Below are 18487 nucleotides of genomic sequence, written 5' to 3'. Positions count from 1 at the left end.
TCAATCCACGGCTTCCCGGGCGCGATGCGGCGCCGACAGGCGCGCCAGCGCCCAAAGCCCCAGCAACGGGCCGGGCAGCAACAGCCACAGGACCCAAACCCCGCCATCCGCCCATAACCAGCCGGTCAGCCAGATGCCCGGCAGGGTCAGCGCAAAGCCGATCGCATTCATCACGCTCAACGCGGAACCCACGGCATCCTCCGGCGCGCTGTCCGCGGCCAGCGCGGAGAACTGGGGCGAGTCCGCGATCACCGTGAGCCCCCACAGCGCCAGGAGGCCGAACAGCAACCAGGGCGACTGCCCCGCAAGCAGCGGGTACAGCAGACAGGCCAGGCCCGAGGTTGCCAGTGCCACCCGCGCCACACGCAGGCTTCCCAGACCCCTACTCAGGCGCCCACCCCAGACACAGCCCGCCAGACCCAGCGCGATCACGCCAAAGGCCAGCCACGGAATCAGGGCCGCATCGGCCTCCATCCGTGCAAGCTCACGGGCTACCAGCAGAGGCACCAGCGTCCAGAACGCATACAGTTCCCAGCAGTGCCCGAAGTAGCCCCCGGCCACGGCGCGAAAATCCCGCCGTGCCAGGGCATGGAAGCCCTTCCCGAGCCCCGGCGTGCGCCCCGGTGGCGGCAGATGCGGGCCATCCCCCAGACGCAGGATCATCAGCGCGGCCAGCAGGGCCAGGCCCGAGGCCAGAAGCACGGGCACCGCCCACGGGAAATCGAGCGTGGCGCCACGCAGCAGATGCGGGAGCGCGGTCCCCAGGGTCAGCATTCCGAGCAGCCAGGACAGCGCCCAGCCCTTGTACTGCGGGGTCCAGCCGATTACCAGCTTCATGCCCAGCGGATAGACCCCGGCCAGTGCCAGCCCGACCAGAAAGCGCGTCAGCAGGGCCAGCTCCCAGACGCCGGCGAGCAGGATGAAGATGGCGTTGAGCCCGGCCCCGAAAAGCGCCGAAATGGCGAACACACGACTAGCACGAAAGCGATCCGCCAGCCCCGTGGCGGCGACCGCCAGCGTCCCGGTGATGAAACCGAGCTGGGTGGCCATCGTCAGCCAGCCGATCTCGGCGGGCGACCACCCCAGTGCCTGCTGCAGCGACAGCCCGACCCCGTTGACCGAAAACCACAGCGACGTCCCGAACAGCTGCGCCACCACGATCACCGCCAGCGGATGGCGGCGAATCAGGTCAGCCATCGAGGGATGCCACTCCGGCCGACCCCGGCCGGGTCAACGACTGGCGCCGCGTATCCAGCGCTTCAGCAATGCGAACAGGGCGCCTCCGGAGATCAGCCCCAGCAGGTAGATCCCGACAATCAGCAGCGCCAGTGGCAGGGTTACGTACAGGGTGAGGAAGTTGAGCGTTACGAGACGCAGGTTCTGGATCGCAAAGATCGCAACCACCGCGACGAACACGATAATCAACAGGGTGTACAGGTAACGCATAGGACCTCCCTGGTCAGTCGGACATGCCTCTCAGGTTCCGGCGCCCCGCCGCGGGCGTCAACCGGCCGGGCGGTGGGTTTCAGGCCTCGGCGTGGGTGCAGTGCCGCCGCACCGGACAGGCATCACAGCGCGGCCGCGGCCGGCAGCGCTCCTTGCCATGTTCCACGATCAGCGCATGCAGGTCGTTCAGCGCCGCCACATCCGGCCCCAGAGCCACCTCGACGTGCTCGCGCAGCGCATCGTACGGAGCCCGTGCCTGCGGCAGGTCCAGACGTTCGAACAACCGGCGGGTATAGGCATCCACCACGAACACCGGGCGCCCGAAGGCGTACAGCACGATATCGTCGGCGGTCTCCGGTCCGACACCCTTGACCCCCAGCAGCGCCGCGCGCAGCGCGTCGGTGTCCAGCGCCGCCAGACCCTCGATCCCGCCGGACGCCTCCAGGAAGGCCAGCAGGTGGCGCAGGCGATCCGCCTTCACGTTGAAATAGCCACTGGGACGAATGTGTTCGGCCAACTCTTCCCGGCTCAGGGCCATCAAGCCCTCCGGCGACAGCGCGTCGATACCGCGCAAGTTGGCCAGCGCCTTCTCGACGTTGGTCCAGCTGGTGTTCTGCGTCAGCACCGCGCCGACCATCACCTCGAACGCAGTCTCCGCCGGCCACCACTGCAGGTCGCCGTACTCCGCGCGCAGGACATCCAGGAGCTCGGGGATCCGCACAGGAGCTACCGCTGACGGCTACCGCCCGGTTTGCCACCGCCGCCCGAGCGGCCGCCGGGTCGACCTCCCGCAGGCTTCGCGCCCCGGGAGCCGCCGCGCCCCGCGGGGGACGAAGACTTGCCCGGCTTCTTCGGCGGCGACGAACTCCAGCCGTCCTCGCGCGCCGCCCGGCTGGTGCGGGCCTTGCCCGCCGGCGCCGCCTTGCCGGGGCGTTGATCCCGCGGTTTGCCGCGCGGATCGCGTCGCGGGCCGCCGCGACCGCGCGTGCGCACGGAGTCCGGCACGGGCAGGTCCGCCGCCTCGTACAACCCGGCCACCTCGCGGGTCTCCAGATCCCGCACCGCACCGGTCTTCAGCCCGTGCCCGAGGACCACCGGCCCGTAGCGCACCCGGATCAGGCGGCTGACCGTGACCCCGACCGCATCCCACAGGCGGCGCACCAGCCGGTTGCGGCCTTCGCTGACCACCACATGAAACCAGTGATTGGCGCCTTCCCCACCCTGCTCCTCCAGACTGTCGAAACGGGCCGCGCCATCCTCCAGTTCCACGCCTTCGCGCAGCATGTCCTGGGTCGCCGGCGGCACCTCGCCCAGCACGCGCACCGCGTACTCGCGCTCCAGGGCCATGCTCGGGTGCATCAGCCGGTTGGCCAGTTCGCCATCAGTGGTGAACAGCAGCAGGCCCGAGGTATTCAGGTCCAGCCGGCCCACGGCCACCCAGCGCTGCCCCTTCAACCGCGGCAGGCTGGCAAACACCGGCCGCCGCCCCTCGGGGTCCGAGCGGCTGCAGATCTCGCCCACCGGCTTGTGATACACGATCCACCGATGCGGATGCTCCGGGCGCCGCACGATGCGCCCGCGCACGCGGATCACGTCGTGCTCGTCGACCTGGTCGCCCAGCTTCACGGTGCGGTTGTTCACCTGCACCTCGCCGCGCTCGATCCAGCCCTCGATCTCGCGCCGCGAACCCAGCCCGCGCGCCGCCAGGACCTTCTGTACCCGCTCCGACATTCCCGGAACTCCAGCAACTCATTAAGATGGACGCCACGATACACCAACAGGACGTTGCCATGACCGATTCCGCGCCGGAAACCACGCCCGTCAAGACACCGCTGAACATCGCCGTGCTCACCGTCTCCGACAGCCGCGAACTCGCGGAGGACCGTTCCGGCGACGCCCTGGTGGAACGCCTTGAAAGCGCCGGTCACCGGCTGGCCGAGCGCAAGATCGTGAAGGACGACATCTATGCCATCCGCGCCGAACTCTCGCGCTGGATCGCCGATCCCGCTATCGACGCGGTGCTGACGACCGGCGGCACCGGCATTACCGGCCGCGACGGCACCCCCGAGGCCGCCTCGGTGTTGCTGGACAAGACCATCGAGGGCTTCGGCGAGCTGTTCCGCATGCTCTCCTTCGACGAGATCGGCACCTCCAGCCTGCAGTCGCGGGCCCTGTCCGGCGTCGCCAACGGCACCTACATCTTCGTTTTACCCGGCTCCACCGGCGCCTGCCGCACGGCCTGGGACCGCATCATCCGCGCCCAGCTCGACGACCGCACCATGCCCTGCAACCTCACCATGCTGATGCCCCGCCTGAAGGAATCCTGAGGCAACATGATCAATCCGGCTCCGGGCCGGACTCGTCGGGCGCGAAGCATACCGGCGAGGCCCGCTCGTCCGTTGGTTCCTCCTCGGCCCGTTCGGCGTCGAGGAGAGCGCCAAGGGCCGCCGCATGGCTGTGCTCGACGTCCCGGGTCGCCGTCAGCAGCGTCAGGCGGCCGCGACGGGCATGCCCCAGCAAGCGGCCCCAGGCCTCGGGCGCCGCTCCCAGTTCCGCCCGGTACCGGCGACAGAATTCGCGCCAGCGTTCCACGTCATGGCCGAACCAGCGCCGCAGGTCGGTGGACGGAGCGAGCGACTTTTCCCAGGCATCCAGCGCGAGCGCCGACTTTTTCACTCCGCGCGGCCACAGGCGGTCGACCAGCACACGCGCTCCATCCCCGGGGTCGACCGGGTCGTAGACGCGCCGGATCCGCACCCGTTCCATACGGCGATTACCGGTCCACGTGGGTCTGCAACCAGTACTCCAGCAGGGCCGCGTGCCAGAGCTTGGAGCCCTGGATGCGGGTGAAGTACTGGTCGGGCGCATCCAGCAGCTTGTCGATGTAGGCCGGCTGATAGAGGCCCCGCTCGCGCGAGGCGCGCGAGGTGAGGATGTCGCGCATGAACTCGAGGAAGTCACCGCGCACGTACTTCAGCGCCGGCACCGGGAAGTAGCCCTTGGGCCGATCCAGCACCGCGTCCGGTAGCCGGCCACGAGCGATGCGGCGCAGCACGTCCTTGCCGCCATCGCCCAGCTTCAGATGCGGCGGCATCGCGGCGGCGGTCTCGACCAGCTCGTGGTCCAGGAACGGCACCCGCGCCTCCAGGCCGAAGGCCATGGTCATGTTGTCCACGCGCTTGACCGGGTCGTCCACGATCAGCGTGGTCACGTCCAGCGCCAGCACGGCGTCGATGAAGGAATCCGCGCGGTCGGTCTCCAGTTCGGCGAACTGCTCCCGCAGCCAGTCACCAGTGACGTCGTTCGCCGGCGGGTGACGCAGCATCTCGGCCATCTCCGGATGATCGCGGTCGAAGTAGTGGCGCCGGAAGCGTTCCACCCAGTCGCCATGGCGATCCTCCGCCATCTGCGGATACCAGAAGTAGCCACCGAACACCTCGTCGGCGCCCTGCCCCGACTGCACGACCTTCACATGCTGCGAGACCTGCTCGGACAGCAGGTAGAACGCGACCGCATCCTGGCCGAACATCGGCTCGGCCATGGCACCCACCGCCTCCGGCAACCGGGCCAGCACCTGGTCGTTGGGGATCAGCGTGGCCTGATGGTCGGTCGCGTAGCGCTCGGCGACGGGGTCGGAATACTCGAACTCAGAGCCCTTCTCCTCCGGCTGGTCTTCGAAGCCGACGGTAAAGGTGCGCAGGTCCTGGGCGCCCTCCTCCATCGCCAGCGCGACCAGCAGGGAGGAGTCCAGCCCACCGGAGAGCAGCACGCCGACGGGCACATCGGCCACCTCCAGCCGCTTGCGCACCGCCTGGCGCAGCGAATACTCGATGCGTTCCTGCCACTCGCCGTCCGATACCGGCTCGGCCGGGCGGTGTGCATGCAGCGTCCAGTAGCGCTGCAACCGCTCCTGGCCCCGCGCGTCGATGCTCAGGTAGTGCCCCGGCTCCAGCTTGCGGATGCCGCGCAGCACGGTGCGCGGCGCGGGCACCACCGCGTGCAGCGAGAACAGCATGTGCAGGGCCTCCGCATCCAGCTCGGTGTCCACGTCGCCGGCCGCCAGCAGCGCCTGGGTGTTGGAAGCGAAGCGGATGCCCTCACCGACGCGGGCCAGGTACAGCGGCTTGATGCCCATGCGGTCGCGCGCCAGCAACAGACGCTGGGCGTTGCCATCGAACAGTGCGAACGCGAACATCCCATGCAGTCGGGCGACGATGCCCTCGCCCCACTCGGCGTAGCCGCGCAGGATGACCTCGGTGTCGCCGGTGGAGAAGAAGCGGTGGCCGCGTCCTTCCAGTTCGCTGCGCAGCGCACGGAAGTTGTAGATCGCGCCGTTGAACACCAGCGCAAGCCCGGTCTCCGGATCGAACATCGGCTGGTGCGCGCGCTGCGACAGGTCCAGGATCGACAGCCGCCGGTGGCCGAGGGCGACCCGACCAGAAGCCCACAGGCCGTCGGCATCCGGCCCGCGCCGTTCCAGACAGGGCAGCATGCGCGCGACCGCCTCGCCGCTCGCGCGCCGTTCACCCCAGACGAATTCTCCTGCGATCCCGCACATGATTGGTTCCTTGCTGGTTGGGACTTCTTGGGTTGTGCTTCGTGGTCATCGTCCTACGCGGGCGGGGCTTCGCGGGCGAACCCGCCCCCCAAGCCGCGATCAGGACGACTGCTCGGTTCGAAACGCCTGCTCCAGTGCGTCCATCAGGGACTGACTGGCCGCGCCGGCGCGGTCGCGATCGGCATGTGTAATGTAGAACGGCACCGCATGCCGCGCCCCGGCCTCCAGATTCAGTTCGACCAGGCCTCCCGCGGCAAGATCCTCGGCGATCCGGTCCTCCGGCATCCAGGCGAAGCCGATCCCGGAGCGCAGGATCTCGCAGGCCGTACCCATGTGCGACACCGTCCAGCGCTGGTCCGCCTCCACCCAGCCGCCCTCACCGGAGGCCTGGGCACCCGAGTCCCGCACCACGACCTGGCGGTGCGGCTGCAGATCGCGCCGGGTCAGCGGCGCTTCACCCTGCGCCAGGGGATGCGAAGGGTGCGCCACGCACACCATCGACAACTCGCCCAGGCAGGTCCCGAGGTAGCCGGATGGCAGTTCCGGACCCAGCAGGATGTCCACCGCCGCTTCGCGCAGCAGATCCGGCCCACCGCTCAGCACTACCTCGTGCAGCTGGATGCGAGTGGCCGGGTAGGCCCGCGAGAAGACCTCCAGGGCCCCGATCACTGGCGCCCGCGGCAGGAGCTGATCCACTGCCAACCGGATTTCGGATTCCACCCCGGCGGCCAGCGCACCGGCCAGGGTCTCGATCTCCGCCGCCTCTTCCAGCAGGTGGCCGGCCCGGCGCAACAGCGCCGCCCCGGCCGCGGTGAGCACCGCCTTGCGGCCCTTGATCTCGAAGACGTCGACGCCCAGCTGTTCTTCCAGCTTCTGCACCGCGTGGTTGATGCTCGACGGACTCTTGTGCACCCGTTCCGCAGCACGCGCAAAGCCCCCGGCGTCCACCACCGCCTGCAGCATGCGCCACTGTTCGAGAGTGACGCGGATCAATCTACCCGCTCGCGCTGGTGCCCCGGGTTTCCCGGGACCTGGCGCGGCGCGCCACCGAGCGTGATGCTACCGGCCGGTTTTGGTCTGTCTCGGGTCGCAACACAGGGTCGGGAAACCTGGGGCATCAACCCCACACACCATTGCATGACGCGCCGCAGCCGCGTTTGCCTTCTACTAACGTTGGGCCCGCTGGCGGCGTTGCGCGTCCCTTGTGCAGAGCGAGGGCATGGCAGTCGCTCTGCCGGGTCAGCGAGCACAATCGACTCGAGCACGAACGGGACCATTGATGCGCGCACCCCTAGTGTTCCTCGGGGCAGCCGCAGCCCGGATTGTGGGTCCGCGCATGCCACTCCTCGCGCATGCGGGCATAGGCCGCGCCGGTCAGCAGGACCAGGTGTACGGTGGAGGGGTAGATCCGCCCGTCCAGGCGCAGGGTCTCGGTGAGTTCGGGGTCGCGGCCTTCCGGGATGTAGAAGAAGTCCACGCCCTCGCGCAGCTGATGCTTGCGCGCCTTGAACAGACGGAAGGCCGTGCCCTTGGGCACGCCGTTCCATGCATCGACCTGGCGCAGACTCAGCGTCGCATACCCGGCATGGATGATCGGCTCCGGCGTCGGACCGGCCGCGGAACCTTCCTGGCCGTGAAACCGTCCCGCGCTACGAGGGTCTTCAACTGTATCGGTATCCATGCTGGCATTATGCCTGCGCGGACATCCCGGCTCATCAAGGACAGCCAATGGAATTTCTTCAGGAATACGGACTTTTCGTCGCCAAGGCCGCCACGGCCGTCATCGCCGGGCTCATTGTGTTGAGTGCGATCGCCGGCCTGGTCGGCCGGTCGCGCGAGGGCAAGCCGGACCGGTTGCACGTCAAACGCCTGAACGATCGTTTCGAGCGGATGGAGAAGACCGTGCGCCGGGCGGTGGAGCGCCGCCGCGGGCGGGTGGAACGCCTGCGCCACTGGGCCGCACGCAAGCTGCCGCGCAAGGGGATGGGGGACTCGACCGCCACAACCGAAACCGAACAGACCGACAAGCTCGGTGGCACCCGTTCCGACCACGAGGCAGATGCCGAGCGCCCGCGCGTGTACGTCCTGCGCTTCGACGGTGATATCCGCGCCTCCAGCGTCGAGAGCCTGCGCGAGGAGGTCACCGCCATCCTCACCATGGCGCGACCGGAACAGGACCGCGCCATCGTCTGCCTGGAGAGCCCCGGCGGGCTGGTGCCCTCCTACGGGCTCGCGGCCGCCCAGCTGGCACGCCTGCGCGAAGCCGCGCTGGACCTGACCGTGGCGGTGGACCGCGTCGCCGCCAGCGGCGGCTACATGATGGCTGCGGTCGGTCACCGCATTGTCGCCGCGCCATTCGCGGTGCTCGGCTCGATTGGCGTGGTCGCCCAGATCCCCAACTTTCACCGCTGGTTGTCGCGCAACGATATCGACATCGAACTGCTGACCGCTGGCGAATACAAGCGCACCCTGACCATGCTTGGCGAGAACACCGACGAGGGCCGCAAGAAATTCCGCGAACAACTGGAAGAGGCCCACGAGCTGTTCAAGACCTTTCTCGCCCGCTACCGCCCGCAACTGGACCTGGACCAGGTCGCCACCGGCGAACACTGGTACGGCGAACAGGCCCGCGAGATGGGGCTGGCCGACGAACTGCGCACCAGCGACGATCTGCTGCTGGAGCTGACCCGCGAGGCGGACGTATTCGAGCTGATCTACCATCGTCCGCAGACCCTGGGCCGGCGCATCACCTTTGCGATGGAATCCATCCTCGAGCGCGTTTTGCGCAGCCAGGGGCCGGAAACCCGGATGTAAAGTCCACCTGCCGGGGAACGCTTTGGCGGGCGAGAACGTCAACCTCACACGATCTACTGCAACAATCGGAGTCCCTCATGAAACGAAACAACCACCCACTGACCCGTCTTCTGCTGATCCTGCTGGCCGCCGCCAGTCTCATGGCCACGCCGCTTGTGGCCGGCGCGGACGACAACCTGCCCTGGGGCTCGGCCGAAAAGATGGACCGGCAGTACGAACCCCGCAAGGTGGTCTACGACGTGTATACCAGCAGCCCCAGCGAGCTGGAGGGCGTACTGGACCGCGTGAGCATGCTGAACAACGTCTACGAGGCGGACCCGTTCGAATCGCACATCGTCCTGGTGCTGCACGGTGCCGAGGTCCCGTATTTCACTCGCGACGAGTTCGGCGAGCACGAGGAACTGATGCGCCGCGCCCGCTCGCTCACCCAGGCCGGCAATATCGAGTTCCGCATGTGCGAGGCCTCTGCGCGCCTGCGCGGCATCGACGTGGAAGACGTGCATGGCTTCGTGAACGTCGTACCGATGGCCGATGCCGAGATCATCGAACTGCAGCACGAAGGCTATCTGCTGATGCAGTAATCCTCGAGCGGTGTTCGGCCACCCAGGGCCGAACACCGTGCACGGGCGTCGTCCCACGACCCGATCACGCTTCCGCCGACCGGTCGCTGAAAATTCTGCATGGGTCGCCTACCTTTTTCGGACGTGATGACGAAACCACCCGGTCGATCGTCGCCACTGGCTCGACGCACCCATTACTGCACGAGGACGTTGTCATGAAGAAGACGCTACTGACCGCTCTGTTGCCCCTAGCCCTGATCGCGACCCCGGCGCTGGCCGCCGACGTACCCGGGATGATCGCCAAGGCCAGCCCGCATTCCGCCTCCGAGACCCTGGATCGGCTGGAGAATGCCCTGGAAGCCAACGATATCGGCGTCGCCTTGCGCTGGGACCACGCCGCCAAGGCGGACGGCGTGGATATCGAACTCGGCCCGACCGAACTCCTGATGTTCGGCAACCCGGCGCTCGGCAGCCACTTGTTCACCAGCCAGCAGACCGCCGGCATCGACCTGCCGATGAAGGCGCTGGCGTGGACCGATGCAGACGGCCAGACCTGGCTCGCCTACAACGATCCGGAATGGATGGCCGAACGCCACGGCATCGAGGACCGCGATGACATCCTCGATACCATGAGCAACGCGCTGGACAACCTGACCAACGCAGCAATCGCCGAGGACTGAGCATCTGCTCGATCCCCGCCGCACGGGCGCAGCCCTGCTGAGGTTCACTCGCGCCGGGCGGGCGATTGGTTATAGTGAGGCTTCCATCCTTTCCGGGAGCCGACGTGGATCGCCCGTCCCCTTCCAGCCAGACCTCACCCGACATCCGCGACCGGCCCATCCTCGGCTGGCGCGAATGGGTCGGCCTGCCCGACCTCGGCATCCCCGCGATCAAGTGCAAGGTCGATACCGGAGCCCGCAGTTCCGCGCTGCATACCTTCCAGATCGAACCCTTCACGCGTGATGACCACGAGTGGGTGCGCTTCGGCATTCACCCCCACCAGCATGATACCGAGACCGAAATGTGGTGCGAGGCGCCGGTGCTGGATGTCCGCAAGGTGACGGATTCCGGCGGGCACACCGGGGAGCGCTACTTCATCGCCACCCGGGTGCAACTCGGTGCCGTAGTACTGCCAGTTGAACTCTCCCTGACCAGCCGCGATACCATGCTCTTTCGCATGCTGCTCGGCCGCGAGGCCATGCGCGGTCGCTTTCTTGTCGACCCCCAGGCCTCGTTTGTCGCCAGCCACCGACCGCAAATCCCTACAGCCCAGCAGGCGCCTGAATGAAACTCGGCATCCTTTCGCGCAACAGCAAACTCTATTCCACCCGACGCCTGGTCGAGGCGGCCGAACAGCGCGGCCACGAGGTCCGTGTGGTGGATCCGTTGCGCTGCTACATGAACATCACCGCGCACAGCCCGCAGATCCACTACAAGGGCGACATCCTCGACCAGTTCAACGCGGTCATCCCGCGGATCGGGGCATCGATCACCTTCTACGGGACCGCAATCCTGCGCCAGTTCGAGATGATGAACGTCTACCCGCTGAACGAGTCGGTGGCCATCTCGCGTTCGCGCGACAAACTGCGCAGCCTGCAGCTGCTCTCGCGCCGCGGCATCGGCCTGCCGGTGACCGGGTTTGCCCACTCGCCGGACGACATCGATGACCTGCTGGCGACCGTGGGCGGCGCGCCCTGCGTGATCAAGCTGCTGGAAGGTACGCAGGGGCTGGGCGTGGTACTCGCCGAGACCAAGCAGGCGGCCGAGAGCGTGATCCAGGCCTTCATGGGCCTGAAGCAGCACATCCTGGTGCAGGAATACATCCAGGAGGCCAAGGGCTCGGATATCCGCTGCTTCGTGATCGGCGACAAGGTGGTCGCAGCGATGAAGCGCCAGGCCAAGGACGGCGAGTTCCGCTCCAACCTCCACCGTGGCGGCAGTGCCTCCCTGTGCCGCATCACCCCGGAAGAACGTGCCACCGCGGTACGCGCGGCCAAGGTCATGGGCCTGAACGTCTGTGGCGTGGATCTGCTGCGTTCCAATCACGGTGCGGTGGTGATGGAGGTGAACTCCTCACCCGGCCTGGAGGGCATCGAGAATGCCTCGGGCAAGGATGTGGCGGGCATGATCATCGAGTTCATCGAGAAGAACGCCAAGCCCAACCGGACGAAGACCAAAGGGAGCGGCTAGTGTCCTTGAGTCGCAGGGCTACACTTCACTCGCAGCGGGTGGACCGCACGCAAGAGCGACCCGCGCGGGCGTATGCACATTGTTCGGTGGCTCCCTGATGCCCGGCATACCCCAGTCACTGCGCAACAAGCCGATCACCATTGGTGGCACCACCGTCCGCCCCGGCGAGCGGCGCACGGTGGAGCTGGAACTGGGAGCGCTGTACACCCACACCCCGACCAACATGCCGGTACAGGTGCTGTGCGGTCGGCGCAAAGGGCCCGTGCTGTTTGTCAGCGCCGCCATCCACGGCGACGAGATCAACGGCGTCGAGATCATCCGCCGCCTGCTGAAAGTCCCCGCCCTGCGGCGCATGAAGGGAACCCTGATTGCCATCCCTGTGGTCAACATGCACGGCTTCATCAACCAGAGCCGCTACCTGCCCGACCGGCGTGACCTGAACCGCTGTTTCCCCGGCTCGCAGAAGGGCTCACTGGGGGCTCGCGTTGCGCGCCTGTTCATGCGCGAAATCGTGCAGAACAGTACCCATGGCATCGACCTGCACACCGGCGCCATCCACCGCTCCAACCTGCCGCAGATCCGCGCCAACCTCGATCACGCCGAGACCCTCGATCTGGCGCGCGCCTTCGGGGCCCCGGTGATTCTCAACTCGGCCCTGCGCGACGGCTCCCTGCGCGAGGCCGCCGCGGAACGGGAAGTCCCCATCCTGCTGTACGAGGCCGGCGAGGCCCTGCGCTTCGACGAGCTCTCCATCCGCGGCGGGGTGCACGGCATCATCGAGGTAATGCGCCATCTGGGCATGCTGCCGGCCGTACGCCGGCGCCCGCGCAAGGAACCCATCATGGCGCGCACCAGCGGCTGGGTCCGCGCGCCCCAAAGCGGCATCCTGCGCACCTTCGTGCGCCACGGGGACCGCGTGGTCCGCGACCAGACCCGCCTGGCGATCATCTCCGACCCGTTTGGCGAAACCGAGACCGAGATCCTCGCCCCGGCCTCCGGCATCATCATTGGTCAGCTCAACCTGCCGCTGATCAACGAAGGGGACGCACTGTTCCACATCGCCCAGTTCAACCGTACGGACCTCGCCGTGGAACGCCTGGAGACCTTTCAGGAAAACCTGGAGGCCAGCGACTACCCCTACGCCGATCAGCAGCGGCTCGAGACACCCTGAAGGAGACGCCCTGAAGGAGACGCCGAGGGACACGCCGGGCACGGCCCTTGCGCCGGCCATCCGGCTCAGTGGCCGATGTCCTCGTGCCACAACTCGGGGTGCGTCTCGATAAACGCGCGCATCAGTTCGCGGCAGCCCGGGTCCTGGACTACGTCCACCTGGATGCCGTGACCGCGCAACCACGCCTCCTCCCCCAGGAACGACTCGTTCTCCCCGATCACCACTCGCGGAATACCGTAGAGGACGATCGCGCCGCTACACATCGCGCAGGGCGAGAGCGTGGTGTAGAGCGTGCATTCGCGATACACCTGCGCCGGCTGCCGGCCGGCGTTCTCCAGCGCATCCATCTCCGCATGCAGGATCGCGCTGCCCTGCTGCACCCGCCGGTTGTGCCCGCGCCCAATCACCTCGCCCCGGTGCACCAGCACCGACCCGATCGGGATCCCCGCCTCGCCCAGCCCCGTACGCGCTTCGTCGAGCGCCATTTCCAGAAACGGATCCATCGTCGTCACCCAGTTGTCCCAACGAATTCAGGCTGACGGTAGCCGATGCGGCATTGCAAGATCGAGTCCGCCCCACGCGTGAGACGCCGATGGAGCGGGCGTCAGATGTGGGCGCTGAACTGGCCCCGCCGCGGCAGGCCGAGCAGATGGAGGAAATCTGTTTCGCGCAGCCGGACGAGCGACTCGTGATCGCCAGCCTCGAAATACACGTTGCGCTGTTCCAGCACGCTGTCATCAAGCAGGGTTTCCAGCCCGTAAGCGGCGCCCAGAGCGGGGATTGCGCCGCGTTCGCAGTCAGCAAAGACGCGGGCCACCTCGTCCTCGGTAGCCAGGCCCACGTGCTCGCCCAACAACCGGTGCAACTGCCCAAGTTTTACGCGGCGCGTGGCCGGTACGACGGCCAATCGGTACTGTCCATCCTCCTCGACCAGCAACACCGCCTTGGCCACGGCGTCGCCCGGCACATGGGCCGCCTCGGCCGTGCGGCTGGCCGAATTCGAATGCGGATGGGGCACCAGCTGGTAGGCCACCGCATGTTCGGCCAGAAAGTTGTTCAGGGTCCCGGGGATACTCATGGCGCACGCTCCGCAGTGTCTTCCTTCGACTATAGACCCCACCGGGATCGCCTACGTCTGCACGGATCCAGCAGGTCGGTACAATCAAGCATATGACTGCCTTTTCCGTACTCGACCTGGCCCCGATCACCGCTGACGGGGACGCCACCCACGCCTTGCACAACACCCTCGATCTTGCGCAACACGCCGAGGCCCTCGGCTTCCAGCGCTACTGGCTGGCGGAACACCACAACATGCCCGGCATCGCCAGCGCAGCCACGGCGGTGGTGATCGGCCAGGTGGCAGCCGCCACACAGCGCATTCGGGTGGGTGCCGGGGGCATCATGCTGCCCAACCACGCCCCGCTGGTGGTCGCCGAACAGTTCGGCACCCTGAACGCGCTGTACCCGGGCCGCATCGACCTCGGGCTGGGGCGCGCACCCGGCACCGACCCGACCACCGCGCGCGCCCTGCGCCGGGCCCCGGATATCGACCCCGACCAGTTCCCGCGTGACGTCGCCGAGGTGCTGGGCTATTTCGACGACCCCCAGCCGGACCAGGTGATCCGCGCCATCCCCGGCGCCGGCCAGCACGTGCCCGTCTGGATCCTCGGTTCCAGCCTGTTCGGTGCCCAGCTGGCCGCCCAGATGGGCCTGCCGTATGCGTTTGCCTCGCACTTCGCGCCCGGGCATCTGATGAACGCACTGGAGCTGTACCGCAGCCAGTTCCGGCCGTCCGCATGGCTGGATCGCCCCTACGCCATGCTCGGCTACAACGTGTATGCCGCCGACACCGACGCCGCGGCGCGAACCCTGGCCAGCTCCATGGAACAGGCCTTTGTCAGCCTGCGGCGGGGTCGCCCCGAACCGATCCAGCCGCCGATCGAGGGCTACCGCGAACGCCTCGACCGCGCCGAACGCGCGATCGTCGAACAGACGATGGCCTGTTCCGCGATTGGCGCGCCGGACACGGTGGAAACCGAGATCCGCCAGTTTCTCGACCAGACTGGCGCCGACGAATTGATCGTAACCACCTCCACCTTTGACCATGCGGCGCGCCGGCGCTCGCTGGAACTAACGGCGGAGGTGCGCGACCGAATCACCATGTGAAAACCGGACCACCTGTTCACCCGACCGAACTGGGGCCCTATGCTTGAGGCGACGGCCGGAGTGGCCGAGCCCATTCAGAAACAGGGGGACACATGCGCGTCAAGGTCCACGGCATCACCATCGAATGCATCACCGGCAATATCGCCGCCCAGCGCGACATGGACGCGGTCGTCAATGCCGCCAACGCCTGGCTGCGGCCCGGCGGCGGCGTGGCCGGGGCCATCCACCACGCCGCGGGGCCCGGTCTGGAGCGTGAATGCCAGCCCCTGGCTCCGATTGAACCCGGCCAGGCCGTACTGACCGGTGCCCACAACCTGCCCAATCGCTTCGTAATCCACTGCCTGGGACCGGTCTACGGGCACGACGAACCGGCCAGCCGGTTGCTGGCTGCCTGCTATCGCAACGCCCTCACCCGCGCCGAAGAAGCCGGGGCCTACAGCATCGCATTTCCCGCGCTGTCCACCGGGGCCTTCGGCTATCCCGTCGAGGAAGCCGCCCGCATCGCTTTGGAAACCGTGATCGCCGCCACGCCCCGGCTGGATGCCGTCGGCCATGTCCGCTTCGTTCTGCATACCGAGGGCGATCTGGAGATCCATACCCGCATCCTTGGCGAACTGACGGCATGATCACCGCCGGTCCCACGGCTTCACACCTCCACGAGCTCCACGCATGAACCCGCCGCGCAAGATGCCCGTGCAGTTGATCCCGGTCGAGGAGGTGGTCCACCGCGCCGACGACCTGGCACGCCAGATACGGGCCAGCGACTTTCGGCCGGACACGATCGTGGCCATCACCCGCGGCGGGTTCATGCCCGCGCGATTCTTGTGCGACTTCCTCCGAGTGCACAAGCTGCTCAGCCTCAAGGTCGAGCACTACACCTCGGGCGCGCGCGAAAAGCAGCGAGCGGCCGTTACGGTCCCGCTGGCCGGGGATGTGCGCGGCGAACGGGTCCTGCTGGTCGACGACGTCAACGACTCCGGCGACACCCTGGTGGCCGCCCGCCCCCATCTGGAGGGCTTCCAACCGGCCGCCGTGCGCACCGCCGTGCTGCATGAAAAGGCCAGCACCCAGTGCCCCGCGGATTTCCACAGTCAGGCCGTGCAGGAGTGGCGCTGGATCCTCTACCCCTGGGCCGTCATCGAAGATGTCGGCCAGTTCGCGCGCGAAATGGACCCGCCCCCGACCACCGCCACCGAGCTGCGCACGCGTCTGCAGCAGGACTACGGCCTCGAGCTCGACGCGGCCCAGTTGGACCGCGTAATCCGCTACAACGACCTGCCCTTTTCCGCGTAGGACGACGCGGACCGGGATCCGCCCGGGTTGGCAATCGGGTTCGGGGAACGGATGATATGGACCCGGCCCGGTCACCCCGGGTCACGAAACCCGATCCGACCCAACGGGCCCTTCCATCCGGCCCACCAACCTGGCATCGAGACTGCCCATGTCGTATCTCAAGGATTTCCCCAACCCGGAAGGCTACTTCGGCGAATTCGGCGGCGCCTTCCTGCCGCCGGAGCTGGAACCGCATTTCGCCGAGATCAACCACGCCTATCGGACCCTGGCGCGCTCCGGCGATTTCCTGAACGAACTGCGCTACATCCGCAAGCACTATCAGGGGCGCCCGACGCCGGTGTACTACGCCCATAACCTGAGCCGTTCGGTGGGCGCGCATATCTATCTCAAGCGCGAAGACCTGAACCACTCCGGCGCGCACAAGCTGAACCACTGCATGGGCGAGGCGTTGCTGGCCAAGCACATGGGCAAACGCAAGCTGATCGCCGAGACCGGGGCCGGCCAGCACGGCGTGGCGCTGGCCACTGCGGCGGCCTACTTCGGCATGGAATGCGAGATCCACATGGGCGAGATCGACATCGCCAAGGAAGCACCCAACGTGACCCGCATGAAGCTGATGGGGGCCCAGGTGGTACCGGTCTCCTTCGGTGGCCGCTCGCTGAAGGAGGCGGTGGATTCCGCCTTCCAGTCCTATCTCTCACAGGCGGACGAGGCCCTGTTCGCGATCGGTTCCGTGGTCGGGCCGCACCCGTTCCCGCTGATGGTGCGCAACTTCCAGTCGGTGGTAGGCATCGAGGCCCGCGAGCAGTACCTGGAGATGAGCGGTGGCGAGCTGCCGGATCACGTGGTCGCCTGCATCGGCGGTGGGTCCAACGCGATGGGCATGTTCGCCGGCTTCATCGAGGACGCCCAGGTGCAACTCAACGGCGTGGAGCCACTGGGGCGCGGTACCAAGCTCGGCGAGCACTCCGCCACCATGACCTACGGCAAGCCGGGCATGATCCACGGCTTCAAGTGCATGCTGCTGGCCGACGCGGAGGGCAATCCGGCCCCGGTCCACTCCATCGCCTCCGGCCTGGACTATCCCGGCGTCGGCCCGGAGCACTCCTACCTCAAGACCACCGAGCGCGTCGCCTACCACGCCATCAACGATGACGCTGCCCTGGATGCCTTCTACCAGCTCTCGCGCACCGAGGGCATCATCCCGGCCCTGGAAAGCGCCCATGCCGTCGCCTGGGCCATGAAGCACGGCCGCGAGAACCCGGGCACGACGATCCTGGCCAACCTCTCCGGTCGTGGCGACAAGGACATCGACTACGTCGCCCGCGAGTTCGGACACGGATAGCCCGCCTCGCCAATACGGCTCGAAGGCGGCGCTACGGGAACTTCAGGCCAGGTTGCGCCGGTCTCAGTCTTGTTGACCACGGGCGGAGGCCTCGCGATGGCAGGCGGATGGGCAAAAGACGGTGCGGAGCAGGAGCAGATCGACAACACGGTCGAGGACGCCCTGCAACGGGTGCGCAGCCAGATTCCCACCGGGGAAGGTCTGAAAGAGTGCGAGGAATGCGGGGCGCCGATTCCCGAAGGCCGGCGCCAGGCCCTGCCGGGCGTGCGCCTGTGCGTGGGCTGCCAGGAGGCGGAGGACGCGGCACAGCAGGCCACCAGCCCCTACAACCGGCGGGCCTCCAAGAACAGCCAGCTGCGTTGAGCCCGCCCCAGGGCAACACTGATTAATGTACACGCTCGCGTTGGCAGCCCAGGTTTTCCGAGACCAGGCGCGTCGTGCAGCGGGTAGTGGTTCTACCCGCCCGTTTTTGATGTCTTCGGGGCGCAACGCAGGATCGGGGAACCTGGGGTACCAACCCCACAAGCTATTGAAAGACGGGGCTCGGCCGCCCGTTGTTGATGAAAACGGGCGCGGGAACGGCGTTGCGGCTCCCTTGTGCAGAATGACTGCACGGCAGTCACCGCGCCTTGTTCGCACGCAAAAGCGACTCGAGCGCGTGCGTGTACATTGATCAGTGTTCCCCTAGTGTCCTTTAACAAAAGTTCATCGACTCCGTGACTGTCCCCCTGTATCCTGATAACAGGCACTCGGGAGGCGACCGGAATGGGACGACCGATCAAGACGTTGACGATCAGCGAAGCCGAACGCGACGAGCTCGAGAGCTGGCTGCGGCGGCGCCAGATGCCCGCGGCGGAACAACAGCGCGCGCGCATGATTCTGCTGAGCACGCGAGGCCTGAAGGCTTCGGAGATTGGCGCGCGGGTTGGCGTCTCGGCGGAGAC

22 protein-coding genes are annotated in these 18487 nt (G+C 67.3%); 12 read left to right on the top strand and 10 right to left on the bottom strand.

All coding sequences use genetic code 11. The features are described 5' to 3' along the window. From F618_RS0111695 to rluB, 4 genes are all read right to left on the bottom strand, one after another. Entirely contained in the window at positions 1-1197 is a 1197-nt protein-coding gene (locus F618_RS0111695; RefSeq protein ID WP_019568647.1) for a nitrate/nitrite transporter, read from the bottom strand. Positions 1198-1230: 33 nt separating this feature from the next. Then, entirely contained in the window at positions 1231-1446 is a 216-nt protein-coding gene (locus F618_RS0111690; RefSeq protein WP_019568646.1) for a lipopolysaccharide assembly protein LapA domain-containing protein, read from the bottom strand. A gap of 79 nt (positions 1447-1525) precedes the next feature. Further along, positions 1526-2167 carry an endonuclease III domain-containing protein gene (locus F618_RS0111685; RefSeq protein WP_019568645.1) on the bottom strand — a complete coding sequence of 214 codons (642 nt, stop codon included), beginning with the start codon at positions 2165-2167 and terminating at the stop codon, positions 1526-1528. A 5-nt stretch (positions 2168-2172) separates the two neighbouring features. Next, positions 2173-3177, bottom strand: coding sequence for a 23S rRNA pseudouridine(2605) synthase RluB (rluB, locus tag F618_RS0111680; protein ID WP_018144185.1), 1005 nt, complete (start codon positions 3175-3177; stop codon positions 2173-2175). Positions 3178-3236: 59 nt separating this feature from the next. Between rluB and moaB the strand changes: the two genes are divergently transcribed. After that, a complete protein-coding gene (moaB, locus tag F618_RS0111675; RefSeq protein ID WP_019568644.1) occupies positions 3237-3773 on the top strand; it encodes a molybdenum cofactor biosynthesis protein B in 537 nt (178 codons plus the stop codon). Positions 3774-3783: 10 nt separating this feature from the next. On the opposite strand, the gene F618_RS0111670 is transcribed toward moaB, so the two are convergent. The 4 genes from F618_RS0111670 to F618_RS0111655 all read right to left on the bottom strand — a co-directional run bounded on the left by F618_RS0111670 (position 3784) and on the right by F618_RS0111655 (position 7685). Beyond that, on the bottom strand, positions 3784-4212 hold the full coding sequence (locus F618_RS0111670; RefSeq protein ID WP_019568643.1) for a DUF488 domain-containing protein: 429 nt from the start codon (positions 4210-4212) through the stop codon (positions 3784-3786). A gap of 7 nt (positions 4213-4219) precedes the next feature. Then, positions 4220-6004 carry an N-acetylglutaminylglutamine amidotransferase gene (locus F618_RS0111665; protein WP_019568642.1) on the bottom strand — a complete coding sequence of 595 codons (1785 nt, stop codon included), beginning with the start codon at positions 6002-6004 and terminating at the stop codon, positions 4220-4222. A gap of 99 nt (positions 6005-6103) precedes the next feature. Further along, positions 6104-6997 carry a LysR family transcriptional regulator gene (locus F618_RS0111660; protein ID WP_255349468.1) on the bottom strand — a complete coding sequence of 298 codons (894 nt, stop codon included), beginning with the start codon at positions 6995-6997 and terminating at the stop codon, positions 6104-6106. Between the two features lie 298 nt (positions 6998-7295). Continuing rightward, positions 7296-7685 (bottom strand): hypothetical protein, encoded by a 390-nt coding sequence (locus F618_RS0111655; protein ID WP_018144190.1) that lies wholly within the window; start codon positions 7683-7685, stop codon positions 7296-7298. Between the two features lie 47 nt (positions 7686-7732). Here F618_RS0111655 and sohB point away from each other — a divergent pair, with 47 nt between their 5' ends. The 6 genes from sohB to F618_RS0111625 all read left to right on the top strand — a co-directional run bounded on the left by sohB (position 7733) and on the right by F618_RS0111625 (position 12739). Then, a complete protein-coding gene (gene sohB / locus F618_RS0111650; protein WP_019568640.1) occupies positions 7733-8818 on the top strand; it encodes a protease SohB in 1086 nt (361 codons plus the stop codon). A 77-nt stretch (positions 8819-8895) separates the two neighbouring features. After that, positions 8896-9399, top strand: a complete 504-nt coding sequence (locus F618_RS0111645) for a DsrE family protein (protein WP_019568639.1) — start codon at positions 8896-8898, stop codon at positions 9397-9399. A 194-nt stretch (positions 9400-9593) separates the two neighbouring features. Then, on the top strand, positions 9594-10058 hold the full coding sequence (locus F618_RS0111640; protein WP_019568638.1) for a DUF302 domain-containing protein: 465 nt from the start codon (positions 9594-9596) through the stop codon (positions 10056-10058). Between the two features lie 104 nt (positions 10059-10162). Further along, positions 10163-10666 carry an ATP-dependent zinc protease gene (locus F618_RS0111635; RefSeq protein WP_019568637.1) on the top strand — a complete coding sequence of 168 codons (504 nt, stop codon included), beginning with the start codon at positions 10163-10165 and terminating at the stop codon, positions 10664-10666. Continuing rightward, complete coding sequence (gene rimK, locus F618_RS0111630) at positions 10663-11568, top strand: 30S ribosomal protein S6--L-glutamate ligase (protein WP_018144195.1); 906 nt, start codon at positions 10663-10665, stop codon at positions 11566-11568. Before F618_RS0111635 ends, rimK begins: the two co-directional genes overlap by 4 nt. Positions 11569-11665: 97 nt before the next feature. Then, positions 11666-12739 carry a succinylglutamate desuccinylase/aspartoacylase family protein gene (locus F618_RS0111625; RefSeq protein ID WP_038038162.1) on the top strand — a complete coding sequence of 358 codons (1074 nt, stop codon included), beginning with the start codon at positions 11666-11668 and terminating at the stop codon, positions 12737-12739. A 65-nt stretch (positions 12740-12804) separates the two neighbouring features. Here the strand turns inward: F618_RS0111625 and F618_RS0111620 are convergent, their stop codons facing one another. Then, on the bottom strand, positions 12805-13242 hold the full coding sequence (locus F618_RS0111620) for a nucleoside deaminase (RefSeq protein ID WP_018950818.1): 438 nt from the start codon (positions 13240-13242) through the stop codon (positions 12805-12807). A 101-nt stretch (positions 13243-13343) separates the two neighbouring features. Further along, a complete protein-coding gene (locus tag F618_RS0111615; RefSeq protein ID WP_019568635.1) occupies positions 13344-13817 on the bottom strand; it encodes an aminoacyl-tRNA deacylase in 474 nt (157 codons plus the stop codon). Between the two features lie 92 nt (positions 13818-13909). On the opposite strand from F618_RS0111615, the gene F618_RS0111610 reads away from it, so the two are divergent. The 5 genes from F618_RS0111610 (at position 13910) to F618_RS0111590 (ending at position 17906) form a co-directional block, all read left to right on the top strand. Next, the gene (locus tag F618_RS0111610; protein ID WP_019568634.1) at positions 13910-14905 is read left to right on the top strand and encodes an LLM class flavin-dependent oxidoreductase; all 996 of its coding nucleotides are present in this window, start codon (positions 13910-13912) and stop codon (positions 14903-14905) included. A gap of 92 nt (positions 14906-14997) precedes the next feature. Continuing rightward, a complete protein-coding gene (locus tag F618_RS0111605) occupies positions 14998-15531 on the top strand; it encodes a macro domain-containing protein (protein ID WP_018950815.1) in 534 nt (177 codons plus the stop codon). Positions 15532-15574: 43 nt separating this feature from the next. Next, positions 15575-16198 (top strand): phosphoribosyltransferase, encoded by a 624-nt coding sequence (locus F618_RS0111600; protein ID WP_018938094.1) that lies wholly within the window; start codon positions 15575-15577, stop codon positions 16196-16198. 148 nt (positions 16199-16346) lie between these two features. Continuing rightward, positions 16347-17543, top strand: a complete 1197-nt coding sequence (gene trpB / locus F618_RS0111595; RefSeq protein ID WP_019568633.1) for a tryptophan synthase subunit beta — start codon at positions 16347-16349, stop codon at positions 17541-17543. A 96-nt stretch (positions 17544-17639) separates the two neighbouring features. After that, positions 17640-17906, top strand: coding sequence for a DksA/TraR family C4-type zinc finger protein (locus F618_RS0111590; protein ID WP_019568632.1), 267 nt, complete (start codon positions 17640-17642; stop codon positions 17904-17906). Positions 17907-18487 lie beyond the last annotated feature (581 nt).

Origin of the sequence: Thioalkalivibrio sp. ALMg13-2, from assembly GCF_000381185.1 — a bacterium.
Classification (GTDB): domain Bacteria; phylum Pseudomonadota; class Gammaproteobacteria; order Ectothiorhodospirales; family Ectothiorhodospiraceae; genus Thioalkalivibrio; species Thioalkalivibrio versutus.
This window is presented reverse-complemented; position numbering and strand designations above follow the sequence as displayed.

Bases quoted from the DNA above. Each gene is read 5' to 3' on its own strand.
- F618_RS0111695 (WP_019568647.1), bottom strand. From the start codon at position 1,197: ATGGCTGACCTGATTCGCCGCCATCCGCTGGCGGTGATCGTGGTGGCG.
- F618_RS0111690 (WP_019568646.1), bottom strand. From the start codon at position 1,446: ATGCGTTACCTGTACACCCTGTTGATTATCGTGTTCGTCGCGGTGGTT.
- rluB (WP_018144185.1), bottom strand. From the start codon at position 3,177: ATGTCGGAGCGGGTACAGAAGGTCCTGGCGGCGCGCGGGCTGGGTTCG.
- moaB (WP_019568644.1), top strand. From the start codon at position 3,237: ATGACCGATTCCGCGCCGGAAACCACGCCCGTCAAGACACCGCTGAAC.
- F618_RS0111670 (WP_019568643.1), bottom strand. From the start codon at position 4,212: ATGGAACGGGTGCGGATCCGGCGCGTCTACGACCCGGTCGACCCCGGG.
- F618_RS0111665 (WP_019568642.1), bottom strand. From the start codon at position 6,004: ATGTGCGGGATCGCAGGAGAATTCGTCTGGGGTGAACGGCGCGCGAGC.
- F618_RS0111655 (WP_018144190.1), bottom strand. From the start codon at position 7,685: ATGGATACCGATACAGTTGAAGACCCTCGTAGCGCGGGACGGTTTCAC.
- sohB (WP_019568640.1), top strand. From the start codon at position 7,733: ATGGAATTTCTTCAGGAATACGGACTTTTCGTCGCCAAGGCCGCCACG.
- F618_RS0111645 (WP_019568639.1), top strand. From the start codon at position 8,896: ATGAAACGAAACAACCACCCACTGACCCGTCTTCTGCTGATCCTGCTG.
- F618_RS0111640 (WP_019568638.1), top strand. From the start codon at position 9,594: ATGAAGAAGACGCTACTGACCGCTCTGTTGCCCCTAGCCCTGATCGCG.
- rimK (WP_018144195.1), top strand. From the start codon at position 10,663: ATGAAACTCGGCATCCTTTCGCGCAACAGCAAACTCTATTCCACCCGA.
- F618_RS0111625 (WP_038038162.1), top strand. From the start codon at position 11,666: ATGCCCGGCATACCCCAGTCACTGCGCAACAAGCCGATCACCATTGGT.
- F618_RS0111620 (WP_018950818.1), bottom strand. From the start codon at position 13,242: ATGGATCCGTTTCTGGAAATGGCGCTCGACGAAGCGCGTACGGGGCTG.
- F618_RS0111615 (WP_019568635.1), bottom strand. From the start codon at position 13,817: ATGAGTATCCCCGGGACCCTGAACAACTTTCTGGCCGAACATGCGGTG.
- F618_RS0111610 (WP_019568634.1), top strand. From the start codon at position 13,910: ATGACTGCCTTTTCCGTACTCGACCTGGCCCCGATCACCGCTGACGGG.
- F618_RS0111605 (WP_018950815.1), top strand. From the start codon at position 14,998: ATGCGCGTCAAGGTCCACGGCATCACCATCGAATGCATCACCGGCAAT.
- F618_RS0111600 (WP_018938094.1), top strand. From the start codon at position 15,575: ATGAACCCGCCGCGCAAGATGCCCGTGCAGTTGATCCCGGTCGAGGAG.
- trpB (WP_019568633.1), top strand. From the start codon at position 16,347: ATGTCGTATCTCAAGGATTTCCCCAACCCGGAAGGCTACTTCGGCGAA.
- F618_RS0111590 (WP_019568632.1), top strand. From the start codon at position 17,640: ATGGCAGGCGGATGGGCAAAAGACGGTGCGGAGCAGGAGCAGATCGAC.